We start from the raw sequence: 17,976 nt of genomic DNA, 5'->3' as shown, positions 1-17,976 counted from the left end.
GGGCATCATAGCGCCCATAGCAGCAGCGCCAGCAGCTGGGGTGACAATATCCTCAAACACATCACCAGCGGGTAGACCGTTGCATAAGACAGCGCCGCCGCACCATTGGTTGGATGCAGGCTATTGGCAAAAGCCAGCGCGGGTGGATCGGTCATCGAACCGGCCAGCATGCCGCAGATTGTCAGGTAGTTGAGGCCACCGAACATTCGGGCGACAACCCCAGTGATGATAAGCGGAATAAAGGTAATGAGTACTCCGTAGCCCATCCAGCTCATCCCTTCGCCGTTGACGAGGGTATCGATAAAGCCGCCACCAGATTTGAGGCCGACTACCGCAAGGAACAATACAATCCCGATTTCGCGCAAGGCAAGGTTGGCGCTTGGTGGCATGAACCAGTAAAGTTTACCGATGCTGCCGATTCTCGCCAGGATCAAGGCGACAATGAGCGGGCCGCCGGCCAAGCCGAGTTTGACCGCAGCAGGAAAGCCGGGCAGGTAAATAGGAATAGAGCCCAACAATACCCCAAGGCCAATACCGAGGAAGACCGGCAGCATTTGCACCTGCTGGAGTTTTTGGTGCGCGTTGCCGACAATACCGCTAACGGATTCGATGGATTCCTGACGGCCGACCAAGTTGAGAATGTCGCCAAATTGTAGGGTTGTCTGGCTGGTTGGTACAAGCTCGACACCGGCTCGGTTAAGCCGCGAGATCACCACATCGTATTTTTCCTTCAGCCCCAAATCGCGGATTTTCTTACCCAGAACGATTTCGTTGGTTACCACCAAGCGTTGCACCCGCAGCTCTGTACCTCGGGTAGAGAGCGAGGCATCCACTTCATCACCAATAACCAGCCTGGCTTTTTCTAAGGCATTGCGGTTGCCTACCAGATGGAGCAGATCGCCAACCTCAACTTTGGAATCCGGCTTTGGCACAAACAGTTTGTTGCCGCGTTTTAGGCGAGAGCAGACAATATCCCCTTCGGTAATGGCCGGGACTTCCTTGAGCATCAACCCATTGAGATTCTGGTTCTTGATAGCCACGTTGAGGGTATGCAGGCTCAGTTTCTTATGGCCATTTTGCTGGTCGAAGTTTGTGGCCTCGTCACTGACATTGACCCGGAAGATCAAGCGGAGGATCCACATGGTCAGCAAGATCCCGCAGATCCCGAATGGATATGCAATGGCATAACCCATACCAGTGAGGTCCTGCATGCTTTCTTGGGCACCCAGTTCAGCAAGGATTTGCTGGCCAGCACCCAGAGAGGGGGTATTGGTGACCGCGCCGGAGAAAATCCCGAGAATAACCGGCAGCGGGACTTCAAACAGATAGTGAAGCGCAATGGTAACCAGACACCCCAGCAGAACGATGAGGGCGGCAAATCCGTTTAGCTTCAGGCCAGAGCTTCGCAGCGAGGCAAAGAAGCCCGGGCCGACCTGTATACCTATGGTGTAGACAAATAGAATCAGCCCGAACTCCTGGATGAAGTGCAAGGTGTGCGAATCAAGCACGATGCCCCAGTCGTTGGTGAAGTGACCAACCAAGATACCGCCAAAGAGTACCCCGCCAATCCCTAGCCCAACGCCATAGATGCGCCAGTTGCCGATCCACAAGCCCAGCACCGCCACCAGCGCAAGGATGCTGATAGAGAGTGCAATGTCGCTCATGTTTTTCTCCTAATTGAATATCGATCTGGCAAGGCGCTAGCAGAAAGCCGAGCAGGGCTGGAGTGAAACCGAGACCGGCCTACTGGCGCCTTGCCAGATCGGAATGTCAAATTGATGGCAAAGAGTCGCCAGCCCCTTTTGGTGGCAATGAAACGCCAGGGGTAGCAACAACTCGGTAAGAACTGATTTCGCCGTGGCGCGAAAGGAGTGGTTAGAGAGCGGGTATCTACAGCTGGTGGAACCAAAATCGGTGCGGGAAAAACCGTGTATCAACTACCTGTTAGTGGATAACAACACCGTCGCCATATTCAGGGACAAAATTTATGTGTGGTAAACAAAATACGCCTGTCTCGACAAGAGGTTAAGAGCCCGACAGGCAAACTGTGGCGCACATCAAGACTTTGTAATATTTGGTTACAAAAACTGTGAGGGAGCAAACTAAAAGTGAGATTTTGCTCATGAAATTAGCCACTCAGAAAACCAAGAGTGAGAGCTTTGCCACTAAACGATGAAATCAACAGGGCTCTTGGTTCCCGCCCGGCGGTTGCCTATAACATGGGTGTAGATTTCCGTTGTGCGCAAATCTGAGTGCCCAAGTAGCTCTTGAACTGTGCGAATGTCAGTGCCATTTTCCAACAGTTTCGTTGCAAACGAATGGCGGAATGTATGGGCCGTGACTCGTTTGGGTATGTCACTGGCTATGACAGCTTCTCTAAGTTTTCTTGAAAATGCTGTTGCGTGTAAATGATGGCGGCATATATAGCCATCATAAGGATGGACGCAGCGATGACTGGATGGGAAGAGGAATTGCCAGCCGTAGAGTTTTAATGCACCTTTGTACTTTCTTAGCAAGGCGGGAGGTACTGAAGCCTTCCCGGCACCATCATCTAAGTCTTTTTGGTGGTTTTGTCTTACAAGGATAATTTGTGATTGCAAAGGCGCAATGAGTTTTTCTGGTAGTAAAGTGTATCGATCTTTGCTTCCTTTACCATTAAAAATCAAAATTGACCTTGAAGTAAAATCGATATCTTTGATTCTGAGAGCTAATGCTTCTTGAATACGTAAACCACATCCATAGAGAAGCGCTGCAATTAACCAATATTTTCCATCAAGATGCTGGAAAATAGCACTAACCTCTTCATTGTTAAGAACTATTGGTATGCGTTTAGGCTTGCGAGTATTACTATATTTTAATCCTTGAATGTCACGGCGAATAACGAATCGATATAAAAATATAAGAGCGCATAGAGCTTGATTTTGCGTAGCGGCGCTGACATCTCTGTTGATAGCGAGATGGTTTAGAAAACGTTCAATTTCTCTATTTCCCATATCAGCAGGGTGTCTTTTGTCATTAAAACGTATGAAGTAGCGAACCCAGTACATATAGTTTTTTTCTGTGCGAATACTGTATTGACGTGTACGTAATTCCGTTCGTACTTGTTGCATAAAAGGTGAGCCTGTCATCAATATCTTCCGTTTTAAATAACTGTATATAAACACAGTTATAATGGAATGATAGAAAATGACCAACATTGATCTGCTAATAATGAGACAAAGAATGCAGGTATTTATCTCACTAGTTTCCTTTAAATTATTGATAATTATGGTTATTTATGGTGTTTCTCGGTGTTAATGAGGTCTCATTAATACCGAATGCTCGCTTTGTGCGAGCGAAAAACAGCCGTTAAGCAACAATGATTTTATGCAACCTATTGACTTAAAAGGATGCTGATAAGAAAATTGTGTGAAATTAAGCGTGTATTAGGCTGGGAAAAGCGAGCATGCTGTTTAATACACTGTTAGCCGTCTAAGTTTCTATATCAATTGTCTCTGTTGCATATATAATGCTGCACCTTTTTATTTTGCATTAATGTATGAACAGCAACAGAAGAAAATCATTTGGTTTAATTGGTGGCTTTTTTGCCCTCCTTTTGGGCTTAACGCCTCTAGACGTTGAAGCTAGGAGAGGTAGAAAGCGTGGCGGTAGAAGTACCAGTCGAAGAAAACGTTACACGTCTTCATTCAGGTCTTCGTATACGCCCACAAACAACAGTTATTCAGCTTCTAACAACAAGACACGCACTGCATCAAAGAGTTATGTAGTTACTGCAAGTGTCTTGAATGTACGAAAAGCCGCATCGGCTGACGCTGAAGTGTTGGGAAAAGTGACAAGAGGCATGAAGTTGCGGGTTTTGAGTTCTTCCAATCCGCTTTTTTATCAGATTGCATTCGATAGTCAGGTTGGTTACGTGAGCAAGCAATATGTAAGTTACAAGTAACTGGCAAAGACGGCTAACAAACGACTATGGCGTCAATAGCTAATTTCTGGCTATGTTTTCGTTCCACATGACGCCATCTCGAATCATCGAATTTAAGATCACAACCATCTTTCTTACACACGCAATAATGGCGACTTTTTTCGGTTTTCCTGCATCTAAAAGTCGCTGGTAAGTAGCTTTAAAAACAGGGTTACACTGCATCGCAGACATCATAGCCATGTAGAGCACGGTGCGTACTTGTGCTCGTCCCCCCTGAATGACTCGCTTGCCTTTATAGCGTCCACTTTCTCGATTGATGGGGGCAACGCCAATGAGTGCAGCGGCTTGTTTGTTGGTAATAAGCCCAAGCTCAGGAACGTTGCTAATGATGGATGCAGCTGCGACTTTTCCGATGCCAGGAACGCTCTGCAGAAGACGATTTTTGTTTTGATACTCAGGGCATGATTCAATAAGAAATAGGATTTTTTGCTCAGTTTTTTCTATCTGATTTTTAAAGGTCGTGAGCACAGGTTTGATGGTGCTCACAAGATGTTTGGGAAGTGATTGTAATCGGTTTTTCTCCATGGTTTGCATGGTCAGCAGTTGATGACGGCGAGCGACTAAATCACTCATTAAACGCATATTTTCAGGTTTCAGTTGCGTCAGATTAGGTTGAATGGCCTCGCTATAGTGAGCAATGAGTCTAGCATCTAATTTGTCTGTTTTAGCTCGCTGACCAATGGCTCCGGCGAACCGTTTTATATGTATGGGGTTAGCAATAACAAAGGGAAGTTTTGCTTCTGAACAAGCAATGATGAACGGCATTTCAAGACGTCCAGTTGCTTCGACTACAACGCGCTGTGGGACATATTGTTTGATTGTTTTGATGGCCTCTTTGATACCTTTCTCGTCGTTGTTAACAGTAAAAAAGATATCAAGTGGGCGAATGAAAATGTCTAGTTGTGACTTACCTGTATCAACACCGACATGAATGTTTTGATGTGTGCTTGTATTCATAATAAGCTAACTCTTGCTTGCGAAATGCGGGTTCGAGACCCAGTCGACTATTCGAGGTTGATGCTTGGAGTCCTATGCGGCGTTCATGTTTGTTATCGGTCTCTCGATAGAGGAGCCAGCGTTCAAACGAACTGCCGCATAAGAAGCTTTAGTTGCAGCTAAAGCTTGGGTCTCACATTACCCAAATGACAAGCTTATTATCCATACAAACTGTTTAAGTGTGATTCGCAACGCGTGGCATTTTCACTATGCGTTGCGTTTAGTGTTTAAGGTGGTATGCGGGAGCTTCGGTATTGCGTTGCTCACACCTTAACAGGGCGTTATGCCTCGCGGAGTATAAAGGATAGAAAAGTGGCAATTAATCAAACTGATATAAAAAAACTGTTCAGTCGTTCGGCGGGTCAGTGCAATATTTGCAAGCGGAATGTAATAGAGGACGAAGTGGTTATTGGGGAAATGGCCCACATAATTGCAAAAAGCCCCAAAGGCCCCAGAGGCAATGAAAATACTCCCAAAAACGACACGTATGATAACCTGATTTTGCTTTGCTCGATTGATCATAAAAAAGTAGATTCACGACCATCAGACTATCCTGAACATTGGCTTCGTGAAGTTAAATCAAAACATGAGGCTGATATCACAGCGCGTCTTAATAGGAATCGAGAGTACGAGCAGGATCTCAACTCATTAAATGTTCTCTTTGAATTTATACCATTTTTGAAGTTGAGAGGAATGGTGATGGATTTACCTCATAAACTATCCTTAGACTTTGACATCTCAGACGTTTTTTTTAACTTTAGGAAGGGGAATCCTCAAGCATATCCTTTTTGGGATAAGGAACTCACTTGGTTGTGGGAAACATTCTTATCAAATGCAGAGGAAATAGAAAATTTTACTTTAAGTAATATATGTGGGGATAAGTTTTATTCATTCGGTGAGTTTGGAACTGACTATACCTGTTACAACACGTATGTTGGAGATGACAATGGAAAATTTGCTGTAATTAACAAGAGATTCCTCTCAGATGAACAAATAGGTCTTGTCGAACAGACTGTGAGCCCACTTGTACAAAGTTTTATCTATAGTCATACAGCATTGGTCGATTATATTCGTTTTCAATTCAAAGATATTAAGTGGTAAAGAGGCATAACACATATGAGCCTTTGGGGTGTCAAGGGGTAAAGCAGTCCCCCTTGGCTGCGTAGCAGCCAATATAATCGAACAACAAAGCTGTCTACTTCGCTCTGTCGATTATCGTCGCTTACGACAAACACATATTGAGGGTCTCTTACTGCGGTCTCACCGCTGCCTGCTAGTTTTACGCAGGGCCACTAGACATTCATCAGTTAACCCGAGCAGGCACTATTCAAAGAGAATGGCTGCTTCCGCGCCAGTTAGTTTCAGGCTCGGCTCAGGTGTAAGCAACTTTGTTGTTCGTATTGATGCGCAACAATGGGATGGCTAATCAAAGCAAAGGGGCTTGAACAACCAATGCACAGCAGATCCAGTGAAGGCTGAGATGCCTAGTAGAATGGATTCAGCAGCGTGCTAACTATCAGCACCAGTTAGACTAACAGCTCATCCCATTGTGCGACTTATTCGGGTAAAAATCGTCGGTCATCAAACACAGTTTTGTTCCTCAGCATGAAGTAGACGCAACGACCCAGTTTATGTGCCAGTACCGAGAGTGCTTTTGCTTTACTCATACGTTTCTGCAGGCTGTTTAGATACCGACGTGCTTTGTCGTTCCCTCGAAGATAAAGAACAGCGGCTTCTGAGAATGCCCATTTAAGATGTGCGTTACCGATTTTATTACCGCTGGTGCCATAGGTTTTACCTGCTGACTGGGCCTTGCATTTCACGAGTCGTGCATATGAGGCGAATTGTTGTACGGTTGGGAAACGCTCGATATGGCCGATTTCATACAGAATGGTTAGCGCAAGAATGCGACCGATACCAGGTACGGTCTGTAAAAGGTGGTAATCCTGTGCGTTGTGCTGTTTCGCGTTCATCTCGATAAAGTGTTCGAGGCTTGCAAGCTCCTTGGTGTAGAAGGCAATGATGTTAAGATCTAAGTCGATATTTCTATTGACTGATGCTTGATCAAAGCGTTGACGAACTTCATCTCTTGCATAAGGGTAACGAAGTTGCAGGTTAGGTGATGGTTGGTTGTACTGGGTAAAAGTGTTTGATACATGGGCTTTGAGGTCGGCACCATGTCTGACGATTTTAGATCGGCGCCGAAGTAAGTCGCGTGTTGCACGCATCGCTTTGGGATAGACATAAGCGATGGGAAAATTACCGCCCCTTAACAAGGCGGCAATTTTATAAGCGTCTATACGGTCGTTTTTTGTTTTTCCACCGTGTATGGCTTTCATATAGAGCGCATGCCCAAGAACAAAATCAACCGCGTAGTCCAGACAGAGATCGCTAACCCAGTACCAGCAGTGCATGCATTCAACACCAACAACTATTCGGTCTTGGTATGGCTGCAGGATATCGAGCAATTCATCTGGGTCAGCGTTAATTTTTTTATGCAGTACCTTATTGCCGGTGGAATCGAGGATACAGACATAAAGAATGCGAGCATGAAGATCAATGCCACAGTAAAAGTCATGCTGTTGGTTATAAAATCTCATAGAGTCTTCTCCGGTTTGGTTTGTCGCCTACCAGCATAGTCAGAGATGGCTATGCTGGCGGAGAGGGCTCAATGAGTATCAAATTGTTTAAGAGTGATTCGCAACGCGTGGCATTTTTACTATGCGTTGGTTTTAGTGTTTAAGGTGATATGCGGCGGCATCAGTATTGCGTTGAATAAACAAGACACCCATACTTTTGTACTTTCCTGCCTTGTGTTCTAGGCTTCCTTTTACATGGATGAAAAAGGGAGCAGGCAATCATGCCTAAGGCAAGGAAAACACAAGTGAGCCTAACCGATACGCCGTATTACCATTGCGTATCGCGTTGTGTGAGAAGAACCTTTCTTTGCGGAAAAGATCCGTTAACGGGGAAGTGTTTCGAGCATCGACGTGCTTGGGTGGAGCAACGGTTATTGTTTCTTGCCAAGGTATTTGCGATTGATATTTGTGCGTATGCCGTTATGAGTAACCACACGCATGTTGTTTTGCATGTGGATGCTGAACAAGCTAAGAATTGGTCGCAGGAAGAAGTGATCACTCGTTGGCATCAGCTGTGTAAAGGGCATTATCTCTCACGTACCTGGTTGGATGAAGGGCTGCGAAGCCAGATGGACAAGGCACAGTTGCGGGGCGTTGAACGGCTCACAGAAGAATGGCGTGAGCGGCTATACGATATGAGCTGGTTTATGCGGTTGCTTAATGAACCAATAGCTCGTCAAGCCAATCGAGAAGATGGTTGTACAGGACGTTTTTGGGAAGGGCGGTTTAAATCTCAAGCTTTATTGGATGAAGCGGCCTTGGCTGCTTGTATGGCTTACGTTGATTTGAATCCCGTTCGAGCAGGAATAGCGAAAACGCCAGAGACCTCAGAGCATACCAGCATTAAAAAACGTACAAATGCAGCAAAAACGGGATATCAACCGACAATGTTATTGCCCTTTGTCGGCAATCCTCGCGATAACATGCCCAAGGGGTTGCCTTTTGTATTTTCCGATTATTTGTTGCTTGTCGATGAAACGGGGCGTGCCATCCGTGATGGCAAGAAAGGATATATCTCAGCAAAAGCTCGCAATGTTGTTTTACGTTTAGGTTTGAGCGAAGAGAACTGGCTGGAATTAACTCGTCATTTGGAGCACAACTTTTCTGGCGCGATAGGCAAAGAGCATTTGCTTCGCGAGTACCACCATCATATCGGTCAGCGGCGTACCCAAGGGCTGAGTGCATGTAGGCGGTTGTTGAGCGTGGCCTGATAAACTTACAAACATCATCATAAACAATATATCTATACTTTTGCTCGAGATATTGTTTTGTGGGTCAGGGTGTTGCCATTGGCATCCTCGCCGTGGATACTGAAGGAATGTTTGGCTAAATCAATGCCATAAATAGAAAGTGACATGGTGGCCTCCGAACGTTTTCTTACACAGACTCACCAAGTGTGGCAGAGTTTGGATGAGGGGGAGTCCATGTCATTCGTTAACTCGTAAATGTCAGTTTGCACTGAAACTATGGCATGGAATACTTAAATATCAAACTTAATTGTTACATACTTTCTTGCTTTCAATCCCACTAATTGTTTTAAAGTTCATGTTTTTGTTGGGTAAAGAAGTTAATTTCAATAAGGTTAACTATCTTTACTATTGATGATGTTAACCATGAAAAAACTGATATTAATTATTTGTTTGATGTTACCTTGTGTAGCCTTTGCTAGTAATAATCAACTACATTTATCAAAAGGCCTCAATGTAAACTATGATGAACCAAAATCTTTGGTTCATTCTGGTGACTTGCTCATATTTAAGTATGATGATTGGTATTTTTCACATGAATTAGTAGATGCTAAAAATTATTATCAGCCGGTTGATCTAACTGATGTTGATGTGGATTTTTTTCAATCATTGTTTTTCATTGAGAAAAGAAAGCAGTTGCCCGAATGGTTGAGTTTAATTTCATCTGAATTGTCAAGTTCGTTTGGAATTAAAAATGATAATAAAGACGTGAAAAAATTAGATCAGATGACAGTTTTGGGTGCTTACTCTAACGAATATGGTCAAGGTAATATTTTTATTATAGATGGTTCTCAAATTCACCATATAAACATCAATGGTTTAGAAGCAAACTATAAAAATGTTTTCAATTCAATTATGAGTAAATAAGATGAGTCTAACTACTACAGAGCAGAATGATTTACGAACTTTTCTAGTTAAAATTTATGGCCCTCAAGCTAATGAGTGGCCAGTTAATGATGAGATGTTTAATCTTACATATAAGTTGTTGTCTGAATCAAAGAAATGTTCAGATGTAATGGATTTAGTACCTAGGCCTATGCCCATTGGTGCAAACCCAGCTAAATGGTTGGCAAAAGAAGTTCGTAGTATGATACTTAGACAAATAAAAGAACGAAAAGGACATTACGCGATATGTGTAAAATCTACATCATTACGAATGAAAAATGAGTTTAACCTGAAAGCTGCTGGACTTTAGGCGGAATAAACAAGACACCCATACTTTTGGGTGACGATCCCGAACTCAGCCATGACAGCTCGGATCTGGTTAAGGAGTGCCGTGCGTTCGTGAACCCAGTTATCGTGGGCCCGGTGGAGTATCAATATGGATTGTTGCTCGGCGGATTTGATTTTAACGAAGCGCGTTGAAGGACGGGTGACAGCCACACAAATGGTAACTGCATCATTGAGGTCGTTTTTGGCACCCGTCCTGAAAGGCGCCACATACTTGGAGGCCATGATCTTGGCGGTATGGCCGAGTTTGGTCAATTCCCGCGCCCAGTAATGGGAACTGCCGCAGGCTTCCATTCCGACAATGGCAGGTGGCAAATTGGCAAAGAAAGTGAGTACTTTTGCTCGAGATATTGTTTTGTGGATCAGGGTGTTGCCTTTACTATCCTCGCCGTGGATACTGAAGGAATGTTTGGCTAAATCAATGCCATAGATAGAAAGTGACATGGTGGCCTCCGAACGTTTTCTTACTCAGACTCACCAAGTGTGGCAGAGTCTGGATGAGGGGGAGTCCATGTCATTCGTTAAACGTAAATTTAAGTATGGAGTTCAAATTGAGTATCGATTTAGGGGTTAGTATTTTGCTAGCAATCCCCTTAGCTATTATTGCTAACGTGATTACGCCAAAAGTTCAAGTAATGTTGGATACATGGCTAGAAAGAAGTAAAAAAAGTAAAGTTGAAAAAAGGAAGAAAGCTCGTCAACAGCAACTAAAAAGGCTAGAAAGAGAGTTCGATGAAATATCGAAATACCACAATGATAAGCATGCTTAGGCAACTGACAGCTTACTATCTAAATTAATATTTAGAGAAGAAATGACATAATGGTTATATTTTTATATATTGGTATTAGGTTTTAGTCTTGATAAGAATTTTAGATTGATTGTATTGATTAATTTGTTTGTTGGTATATTGGTTAGTTTTGTATAATAAAAATTCTGGCTTCATTTGAATGTTGGAATCTTTACTTAGGTATTAATCTTTGACTTTCTTATCAGTTAATATACTGATAAGAAGTTAGTGGATAGAACCTTTTTATATTAATTATCCTATAATGTAACTATAATGAAAAAAATAATCCTTTCTTCTTTTGTTTCTTTAGCTCTTGTTGGTTGTGGTGGTTCTGGTGGTGATAGCGGTTCAGGCGGAACTAATCCGCCTATTAACCCGGACCAACCGTTAATTCCATTGGAGCCAAGCACTCCTGCTAATCCAGATATTCCGCTTACTCCTCTTGAGCCTTCAAAACCAGTTAACCCTGACCAACCGTTAATTCCATTGGAGCCAAGCACTCCTGCTAATCCAGATATTCCGCTTACTCCTCTTGAGCCTTCAAAACCTTTACCTACAGCACCTTGTGGTGATAACGGTGAATGTTTAGATGATGATCGCTTCAATCAGTTTGAAAGTTTGGAAGTTAAGACTTACATTTCTGACGTTCTTAACTGGAATTTCAGCGACATCAACTATATGTGCAACCAGCTCACCTGTGATAAGGGTGAAGATGGAAGTATTGAGATCTCTGATGGAAATACTTTCTCATACCCACTCACTAATGAAATCTTTGTAGAAGTTAAACAAAAAGTCCCTAATAGTCATGCGATGAGTGATTTCTCTATGACTTTAGATCCTCTTTATGGCTCAGGTGATGTGGTAACTAGCCAAGAGGTTTCCTATATAGATGGTTTCTTGGTGTTGAAAGCAACTATCTCTGTAAACCCTGATACGGTTATTGAACGCTACATGGATTACAAGAGAATCACTTATAATGTAAGTGGTATCATTAACTACAAAGGTCAGCCTTTTGCTCCTGAGGAGTTCAGTTTAGGATACACAGCTATGGATGGTAAAGAGATTCATGGTTTAGAACTAATTAAAATTATGGCAGTTGACCGTCGTTCTTAATACCTATTATAGGGTGTTTTCTTACTAACCTTAGTTTATATCATCGCCCAATGTGGGCGGTGATATAAGCAGTTCTCACATTAGAAGATACACTTTGCTCGAGATATTGTTTTGTGGATCAGGATGTTGCCTTTGCTATCCTCGCCGTGGATACTGAAGGAATGTTTGGCTAAATCAATGCCATAAATAGAAAGTGACATGGTGGCCTCCGAACGTTTTCTTACTCAGACTCACCAAGTGTGGCAGAGTCTTGATGAGGGGGAGTCCATGTCATTCGTTATGCGAGGTATGAATGCAGCGAATTGATAGTTACAATGAAATTCTTGCAGAATTAAGTCCTGCTGATGTTCGTGAAGTATATGATGCAACTTTGTCAGTATTAGAACCTGATTCAGTTGGAGATTATTTGCTAAATGTAGCTTGTGAGCGAGTTCAGTATGAGAATGTTGAGTTTTTCATATCTAAAGGGGCGTCTTTAGAAACATTGAGCGCATGTGGTGATACTCCGCTTTTGAATGTCATTGATTATGTAGGTCACAATCCTGAAATAGCACTTAAAGTGGTTAAACTTTTGCTAAAAAATGGAGCCAATATTGAACACCATGGTTATATGGATAAAACACCTTTTTTAAAGGCATGTACTCGTGGTGACTTGAATATGATTAAGTTGTTGGTTGAAAGAGGCTGTGACGTACAGGCAGTTGCTGAGGATCTTGGTGGTTCAGTAAATGGTTTAGACTTTGCGCGAATTCATGGAGCATCAAGTGAAGTAGTTAATTATATCCATCGCCTACTAATCGCATAACAAGGCAATCAAGGTGATGCGTTACACTCGGCGGTTTTGGCTCGGAGTTAAGCGTGCTTTGTTGGTTTGGGTGGGGCACACCTTATCGCAGGTGTTAGCTCTAAAATATATTTGTATAAGTTACAGTATGGTATACTATTGGTTGTTCTGTTCTAACATGCTTAAAAGAGGTTTAATGTGGCAACAATAGTCGGGAAGTTAATCGGTTTTGTGATTAATCTAGTTGTACTCCCATTTGCGATCCTTATTGCTATCCCTATGGGTTTTATGAAAGCTAGAAATAACCAGAAAAGTCGTATCCTATTTAGTGCAGTTGAGCAATCGTTACTTGCTAAGGCGCAACGCGTTATATCAATGGATCAAAACGGAATGATATCTCCTGATCGTGATCTTTTGGAAGTAGCCAGATGTATAGAACAATCAAGAATTGATTATCAGTTAATTAAACAGAGGCAGAAGTATGATACTTCGTTTTCAAATTATGTGACCTCGAAAATTAATAGCTGCTCAGTTTATGATTGGAACAATGTGAATGAATTTTATGAACTTGACAAAATAGAACAAGAAATGAATGGTTCATCGCCGATGATAAATACTTTAGACCAGTCTACTATCGCCAAAATTCATCAGTTAGCGGCACTAAAAAGAATGGAAAATGTGTTAACTTTGTACCGTACCAATTGTTTTATGCCTCAATTGTCATTAGAAGAACAAGAGGCATATGTGAATATGCTGACATTTATGCATGATAGCGCCCGAAGTGCTGAAGATGTTGAGGGATATAATGATTTTTTAAATAAAGTTAAGTTGGTTCACTTCAAAGGTAACAACCTTCTAGATTCATATTTAAGAAACTCAGTAGCGATCCAGTAAATTTTAGAGCTAACAAACGACTATGGCGTCAATAGCTAATTTCTGGCTATGTTTTCGTTCCACATGACGCCATCTCGAATCATCGAATTTAAGATCACAACCATCTTTCTTACACACGCAATAATGGCGACTTTTTTCGGTTTTCCTGCATCTAAAAGTCGCTGGTAAGTAGCTTTAAAAACAGGGTTACACTGCATCGCAGACATCATAGCCATGTAGAGCACGGTGCGTACTTGTGCTCGTCCCCCCTGAATGACTCGCTTGCCTTTATAGCGTCCACTTTCTCGATTGATGGGGGCAACGCCAATGAGTGCAGCGGCTTGTTTGTTGGTAATAAGCCCAAGCTCAGGAACGTTGCTAATGATGGATGCAGCTGCGACTTTTCCGATGCCAGGAACGCTCTGCAGAAGACGATTTTTGTTTTGATACTCAGGGCATGATTCAATAAGAAATAGGATTTTTTGCTCAGTTTTTTCTATCTGATTTTTAAAGGTCGTGAGCACAGGTTTGATGGTGCTCACAAGATGTTTGGGAAGTGATTGTAATCGGTTTTTCTCCATGGTTTGCATGGTCAGCAGTTGATGACGGCGAGCGACTAAATCACTCATTAAACGCATATTTTCAGGTTTCAGTTGCGTCAGATTAGGTTGAATGGCCTCGCTATAGTGAGCAATGAGTCTAGCATCTAATTTGTCTGTTTTAGCTCGCTGACCAATGGCTCCGGCGAACCGTTTTATATGTATGGGGTTAGCAATAACAAAGGGAAGTTTTGCTTCTGAACAAGCAATGATGAACGGCATTTCAAGACGTCCAGTTGCTTCGACTACAACGCGCTGTGGGACATATTGTTTGATTGTTTTGATGGCCTCTTTGATACCTTTCTCGTCGTTGTTAACAGTAAAAAAGATATCAAGTGGGCGAATGAAAATGTCTAGTTGTGACTTACCTGTATCAACACCGACATGAATGTTTTGATGTGTGCTTGTATTCATAATAAGCTAACTCTTGCTTGCGAAATGCGGGTTCGAGACCCAGTCGACTATTCGAGGTTGATGCTTGGAGTCCTATGCGGCGTTCATGTTTGTTATCGGTCTCTCGATAGAGGAGCCAGCGTTCAAACGAACTGCCGCATAAGAAGCTTTAGTTGCAGCTAAAGCTTGGGTCTCACATTACCCAAATGACAAGCTTATTATCCATACAATCTGTTTAAGAGTGATTCGCAACGCTTGGCATTTTTGCTATGCGTTGCGTTTAGTGTTTAAGGTGGTATGCGGCAGCATCGGTATTGCGTTGCTCACACCTTAACAGGGCTACATGGACTCCCCCGGTTGTCTGGGAAGTAAACAAGACAACCATACTTTTGGGCGATGATCCCGACTTAGCCATGACAGCCCGGATCTGGTTAAGGAGTGCTGTGCGTTCGTGAACCCAGTTATCGCGGGCCCGGTGGAGCATCAATATGGATTGTTGCTCGGCGGATTTGATTTTAACGAAGCGCGTTGAAGGACGGGTGACAGCCACACCAATGGCAACTGCATCATTGAGGTCGTTTTTGGCTCCCGTCCTGAAAGGCGCCACATATTTAGAGGCCATGATTTTGGCGGTATGGCCGAGCTTGGTTAATTCCCGCGCCCAGTAATGGGAACTGCCGCAGGCTTCCATTCCGACAATAGCAGGCGGCAAGTTGGTAAAGAATGTGAGTACTTTTGCTCGAGATATTGTTTTGTGGATCAGGGTGTTGCCTTTGCTATCCTTGCCGTGGATACTGAAGGAATGTTTGGCTAAATCAATGCCATAAATAGAAAGTGACATGGTGGCCTCCGAACGTTTTCTTACTCAGACTCACCAAGTGTGGCAGAGTCTTGATGAGGGGGAGTCCATGTCATTCGTTAGCAGTCACCACACATAGGAGGAAATTTGATCAAGAAAATTGCAGAAATAGCAACAATCGTAGCATGCGTTGTTGCAGCTTTGAGCTATTTTAAAATTGAGCCCAATATTTTGGATGAGGTGCCAATTGATATTAAAGCTACAGTCGAAAAAGACGTTGAAAGCGTCAAAATAGATTTGCAAAACCCTCATGAAGATATAGTGCTAAAACATTTGTATTTAGCAGCGAAGTCCATAGGTAATGATTACCGAAGGGATAGCGCTTTAGAGAAAGTGGTGGCAAAAGCATTGGAGAAGAATAATTTTAACTATGCTCTTATCGCCGGAAGTAGCTTTGATAACGATTATACAAAATCATCTCAATTGCAGCTTATTGTTGAATCAGCTTTAAGTAACGAACAAACAGCGGGTTATGCAATAGCTGCAGCTGATTTAGTTCCAAACAAGCATACAAAAGATGCAATGCTTCAAAAAATCGTTGCTTTCTATGAACAAGGCGGGAAACCGATTCCTCCTAAGCCTCTAACAGCTTTAGATCATTATGAGCGCATCTATAAATTTGCCGACGCTTCTAATTACATGGATATGAGTGAGATAGAAGCAAAGAAATTTGCAGATGACTGGTTAGACACTAAGTCATACGAGGAATTTTTGTATTTCAAAGAAGTTTATGTCTTTGCAGACTCAGCATCAAAAATGGACTTGAGTGAATCGGAAGCAAAGCTATTTTCACTAGATTGGGTGGAAAACTACGATGAAAAAGACTTTGAAGTGTTTAAGCAAGCTTTTCTGTTTGCCGACTCTTCGCATAATATGGCTATGTCAGAGGAAGAAGCGACAAAATTTGCAATTGAAAAAGTTCTTGAACATAAAAACTCAATCACTACGAATCAATAGACTGCTAACAAACGACTATGGCGTCAATAGCTAATTTATGGTTATGTTTTCGTTCCACATGACGCCATCTCGAAGCATCGAATTTAAGATCACAACCATTTTCCTTACACACGCAATAATGGCGACTTTTTTCGGTTTTCCTGCATCTAAAAGTCGCTGGTAAGTAGCTTTAAAAACAGGGTTACACTGCATCGCAGACATCATAGCCATGTAGAGCACGGTGCGTACTTGTGCTCGTCCCCCCTGAATGACTCGCTTGCCTTTATAGCGTCCACTTTCTCGATTGATGGGGGCAACGCCAATGAGTGCAGCGGCTTGTTTGTTGGTAATAAACCCAAGCTCAGGAACGTTGCTAATGATGGATGCAGCTGCGACTTTTCCGATGCCGGGAACGCTCTGCAGAAGACGATTTTTGTTTTGATACTCAGGGCATGATTCAATAAGAGATAGGATTTTTTGTTCAGTTTTTTCTATCTGATTTTTAAAGGTCGTGAGCACAGGTTTTGAATAAACAAGACACCCATACTTTTGGGCGCATGTTGTTTTGCATGTGGATGCTGAACAAGCTAAGAATTGGTCGCAGGAAGAAGTGATCACTCGTTGGCATCAGCTGTGTAAAGGGCATTATCTCTCACGTACCTGGTTGGATGAAGGGCTGCGAAGCCAGATGGACAAGGCACAGTTGCGGGGCGTTGAACGGCTCACAGAAGAATGGCGTGAGCGGCTATACGATATGAGCTGGTTTATGCGGTTGCTTAATGAACCAATAGCTCGTCAAGCCAATCAAGAAGATGGTTGTACAGGACGTTTTTGGGAAGGGCGGTTTAAATCTCAAGCTTTATTGGATGAAGCGGCCTTGGCTGCTTGTATGGCTTACGTTGATTTGAATCCCGTTCGAGCAGGAATAGCGAAAACGCCAGAGACCTCAGAGCATACCAGCATTAAAAAACGTACAAATGCAGCAAAAACGGGATATCAACCGACAATGTTATTGCCCTTTGTCGGCAATCCTCGCGATAACATGCCCAAGGGGTTGCCTTTTGTATTTTCCGATTATTTGTTGCTTGTCGATGAAACGGGGCGTGCCATCCGTGATGGCAAGAAAGGATATATCTCAGCAAAAGCTCGCAATGTTGTTTTACGTTTAGGTTTGAGCGAAGAGAACTGGCTGGAATTAACTCGTCATTTGGAGCACAACTTTTCTGGCGCGATAGGCAAAGAGCATTTGCTTCGCGAGTACCACCATCATATCGGTCAGCGGCGTACCCAAGGGCTGAGTGCATGTAGGCGGTTGTTGAGCGTGGCCTGATAAACTTACAAACTTTATCATAAACAATATATCTATACCTTTGCTCGAGATATTGTTTTGTGGATCAGGGTGTTGCCATTGGCATCCTTGCCGTGGATACTGAAGGAATATTTGGCTAAATCAATGCCATAAATAGAAAGTGACATGGTGGCCTCCGAACGTTTTCTTACTCAGACTTACCAAGTGTGGCAGAGTCTGGATGAGGGG

General features: G+C 43.0%; 17 protein-coding genes and 2 pseudogenes. 11 read left to right on the top strand and 8 right to left on the bottom strand.

What is annotated here, in order from left to right; genetic code table 11:
• Positions 1-5: 5 nt before the first annotated feature.
• Positions 6-1,664 (bottom strand): putative transporter, encoded by a 1,659-nt coding sequence (locus ACSF8X_RS10995; protein WP_500849950.1) that lies wholly within the window; start codon positions 1,662-1,664, stop codon positions 6-8.
• 501 nt (positions 1,665-2,165) lie between these two features.
• Positions 2,166-3,128, bottom strand: a complete 963-nt coding sequence (locus ACSF8X_RS10990; RefSeq protein ID WP_500849949.1) for an integron integrase — start codon at positions 3,126-3,128, stop codon at positions 2,166-2,168.
• Positions 3,129-3,538: 410 nt separating this feature from the next.
• On the opposite strand from ACSF8X_RS10990, the gene ACSF8X_RS10985 reads away from it, so the two are divergent.
• Entirely contained in the window at positions 3,539-3,943 is a 405-nt protein-coding gene (locus ACSF8X_RS10985) for an SH3 domain-containing protein (protein ID WP_080544944.1), read from the top strand.
• Between the two features lie 39 nt (positions 3,944-3,982).
• Here ACSF8X_RS10985 and ACSF8X_RS10980 read toward each other — a convergent pair whose 3' ends face one another.
• Positions 3,983-4,939 (bottom strand): IS110 family RNA-guided transposase, encoded by a 957-nt coding sequence (locus tag ACSF8X_RS10980; RefSeq protein ID WP_500849941.1) that lies wholly within the window; start codon positions 4,937-4,939, stop codon positions 3,983-3,985.
• A gap of 351 nt (positions 4,940-5,290) precedes the next feature.
• On the opposite strand from ACSF8X_RS10980, the gene ACSF8X_RS10975 reads away from it, so the two are divergent.
• Positions 5,291-6,079, top strand: coding sequence for an HNH endonuclease signature motif containing protein (locus ACSF8X_RS10975; protein ID WP_500849948.1), 789 nt, complete (start codon positions 5,291-5,293; stop codon positions 6,077-6,079).
• A gap of 455 nt (positions 6,080-6,534) precedes the next feature.
• On the opposite strand, the gene ACSF8X_RS10970 is transcribed toward ACSF8X_RS10975, so the two are convergent.
• Positions 6,535-7,578 (bottom strand): IS110 family RNA-guided transposase, encoded by a 1,044-nt coding sequence (locus tag ACSF8X_RS10970; RefSeq protein WP_500849947.1) that lies wholly within the window; start codon positions 7,576-7,578, stop codon positions 6,535-6,537.
• A 260-nt stretch (positions 7,579-7,838) separates the two neighbouring features.
• On the opposite strand from ACSF8X_RS10970, the gene ACSF8X_RS10965 reads away from it, so the two are divergent.
• From ACSF8X_RS10965 to ACSF8X_RS10955, 3 genes are all read left to right on the top strand, one after another.
• Complete coding sequence (locus ACSF8X_RS10965; protein WP_500849946.1) at positions 7,839-8,828, top strand: transposase; 990 nt, start codon at positions 7,839-7,841, stop codon at positions 8,826-8,828.
• A 402-nt stretch (positions 8,829-9,230) separates the two neighbouring features.
• The gene (locus ACSF8X_RS10960; protein WP_047879254.1) at positions 9,231-9,731 is read left to right on the top strand and encodes a hypothetical protein; all 501 of its coding nucleotides are present in this window, start codon (positions 9,231-9,233) and stop codon (positions 9,729-9,731) included.
• A gap of 1 nt (position 9,732) precedes the next feature.
• Entirely contained in the window at positions 9,733-10,059 is a 327-nt protein-coding gene (locus ACSF8X_RS10955; protein WP_084722244.1) for a hypothetical protein, read from the top strand.
• Positions 10,060-10,091: 32 nt separating this feature from the next.
• Here ACSF8X_RS10955 and ACSF8X_RS10950 read toward each other — a convergent pair.
• Positions 10,092-10,538, bottom strand: a pseudogene (locus ACSF8X_RS10950) (IS110 family RNA-guided transposase); the annotation flags it as partial.
• A gap of 107 nt (positions 10,539-10,645) precedes the next feature.
• Between ACSF8X_RS10950 and ACSF8X_RS10945 the strand changes: the two are divergent.
• The 4 genes from ACSF8X_RS10945 to ACSF8X_RS10930 all read left to right on the top strand — a co-directional run bounded on the left by ACSF8X_RS10945 (position 10,646) and on the right by ACSF8X_RS10930 (position 13,673).
• Positions 10,646-10,864 carry a hypothetical protein gene (locus ACSF8X_RS10945; RefSeq protein ID WP_500849945.1) on the top strand — a complete coding sequence of 73 codons (219 nt, stop codon included), beginning with the start codon at positions 10,646-10,648 and terminating at the stop codon, positions 10,862-10,864.
• Positions 10,865-11,155: 291 nt separating this feature from the next.
• Positions 11,156-11,995 (top strand): hypothetical protein, encoded by an 840-nt coding sequence (locus tag ACSF8X_RS10940; RefSeq protein WP_500849944.1) that lies wholly within the window; start codon positions 11,156-11,158, stop codon positions 11,993-11,995.
• A gap of 292 nt (positions 11,996-12,287) precedes the next feature.
• Entirely contained in the window at positions 12,288-12,800 is a 513-nt protein-coding gene (locus ACSF8X_RS10935) for an ankyrin repeat domain-containing protein (RefSeq protein WP_500849943.1), read from the top strand.
• Between the two features lie 177 nt (positions 12,801-12,977).
• The gene (locus ACSF8X_RS10930; RefSeq protein WP_500849942.1) at positions 12,978-13,673 is read left to right on the top strand and encodes a hypothetical protein; all 696 of its coding nucleotides are present in this window, start codon (positions 12,978-12,980) and stop codon (positions 13,671-13,673) included.
• 35 nt (positions 13,674-13,708) lie between these two features.
• Here the strand turns inward: ACSF8X_RS10930 and ACSF8X_RS10925 are convergent, their stop codons facing one another.
• Complete coding sequence (locus ACSF8X_RS10925) at positions 13,709-14,665, bottom strand: IS110 family RNA-guided transposase (RefSeq protein ID WP_500849941.1); 957 nt, start codon at positions 14,663-14,665, stop codon at positions 13,709-13,711.
• 259 nt (positions 14,666-14,924) lie between these two features.
• Positions 14,925-15,485 carry an IS110 family RNA-guided transposase gene (locus ACSF8X_RS10920; RefSeq protein WP_500849940.1) on the bottom strand — a complete coding sequence of 187 codons (561 nt, stop codon included), beginning with the start codon at positions 15,483-15,485 and terminating at the stop codon, positions 14,925-14,927.
• Positions 15,486-15,590: 105 nt separating this feature from the next.
• Here ACSF8X_RS10920 and ACSF8X_RS10915 point away from each other — a divergent pair, with 105 nt between their 5' ends.
• The gene (locus ACSF8X_RS10915; protein ID WP_500849939.1) at positions 15,591-16,460 is read left to right on the top strand and encodes a hypothetical protein; all 870 of its coding nucleotides are present in this window, start codon (positions 15,591-15,593) and stop codon (positions 16,458-16,460) included.
• Between the two features lie 30 nt (positions 16,461-16,490).
• On the opposite strand, the pseudogene ACSF8X_RS10910 reads toward ACSF8X_RS10915, so the two are convergent.
• Positions 16,491-16,964, bottom strand: a pseudogene (locus ACSF8X_RS10910) (transposase); the annotation flags it as partial.
• A gap of 46 nt (positions 16,965-17,010) precedes the next feature.
• Here ACSF8X_RS10910 and ACSF8X_RS10905 point away from each other — a divergent pair.
• On the top strand, positions 17,011-17,769 hold the full coding sequence (locus ACSF8X_RS10905; RefSeq protein WP_500851200.1) for a transposase: 759 nt from the start codon (positions 17,011-17,013) through the stop codon (positions 17,767-17,769).
• Positions 17,770-17,976: the final 207 nt, after the last annotated feature.

The sequence above is a fragment of the Photobacterium panuliri genome (genome assembly GCF_059920555.1).
The sequence above is the reverse complement of the archived record's forward strand: the minus strand, read 5'-3'. Positions and strand labels throughout refer to the sequence as shown.

Bases quoted from the DNA above. Each gene is read 5' to 3' on its own strand.
- ACSF8X_RS10960 (WP_047879254.1), top strand. From the start codon at position 9,231: ATGAAAAAACTGATATTAATTATTTGTTTGATGTTACCTTGTGTAGCC.
- ACSF8X_RS10970 (WP_500849947.1), bottom strand. From the start codon at position 7,578: ATGAGATTTTATAACCAACAGCATGACTTTTACTGTGGCATTGATCTT.
- ACSF8X_RS10990 (WP_500849949.1), bottom strand. From the start codon at position 3,128: ATGACAGGCTCACCTTTTATGCAACAAGTACGAACGGAATTACGTACA.
- ACSF8X_RS10995 (WP_500849950.1), bottom strand. From the start codon at position 1,664: ATGAGCGACATTGCACTCTCTATCAGCATCCTTGCGCTGGTGGCGGTG.
- ACSF8X_RS10940 (WP_500849944.1), top strand. From the start codon at position 11,156: ATGAAAAAAATAATCCTTTCTTCTTTTGTTTCTTTAGCTCTTGTTGGT.
- ACSF8X_RS10985 (WP_080544944.1), top strand. From the start codon at position 3,539: ATGAACAGCAACAGAAGAAAATCATTTGGTTTAATTGGTGGCTTTTTT.
- ACSF8X_RS10925 (WP_500849941.1), bottom strand. From the start codon at position 14,665: ATGAATACAAGCACACATCAAAACATTCATGTCGGTGTTGATACAGGT.
- ACSF8X_RS10980 (WP_500849941.1), bottom strand. From the start codon at position 4,939: ATGAATACAAGCACACATCAAAACATTCATGTCGGTGTTGATACAGGT.
- ACSF8X_RS10965 (WP_500849946.1), top strand. From the start codon at position 7,839: ATGCCTAAGGCAAGGAAAACACAAGTGAGCCTAACCGATACGCCGTAT.
- ACSF8X_RS10935 (WP_500849943.1), top strand. From the start codon at position 12,288: ATGCAGCGAATTGATAGTTACAATGAAATTCTTGCAGAATTAAGTCCT.
- ACSF8X_RS10955 (WP_084722244.1), top strand. From the start codon at position 9,733: ATGAGTCTAACTACTACAGAGCAGAATGATTTACGAACTTTTCTAGTT.
- ACSF8X_RS10920 (WP_500849940.1), bottom strand. From the start codon at position 15,485: ATGTCACTTTCTATTTATGGCATTGATTTAGCCAAACATTCCTTCAGT.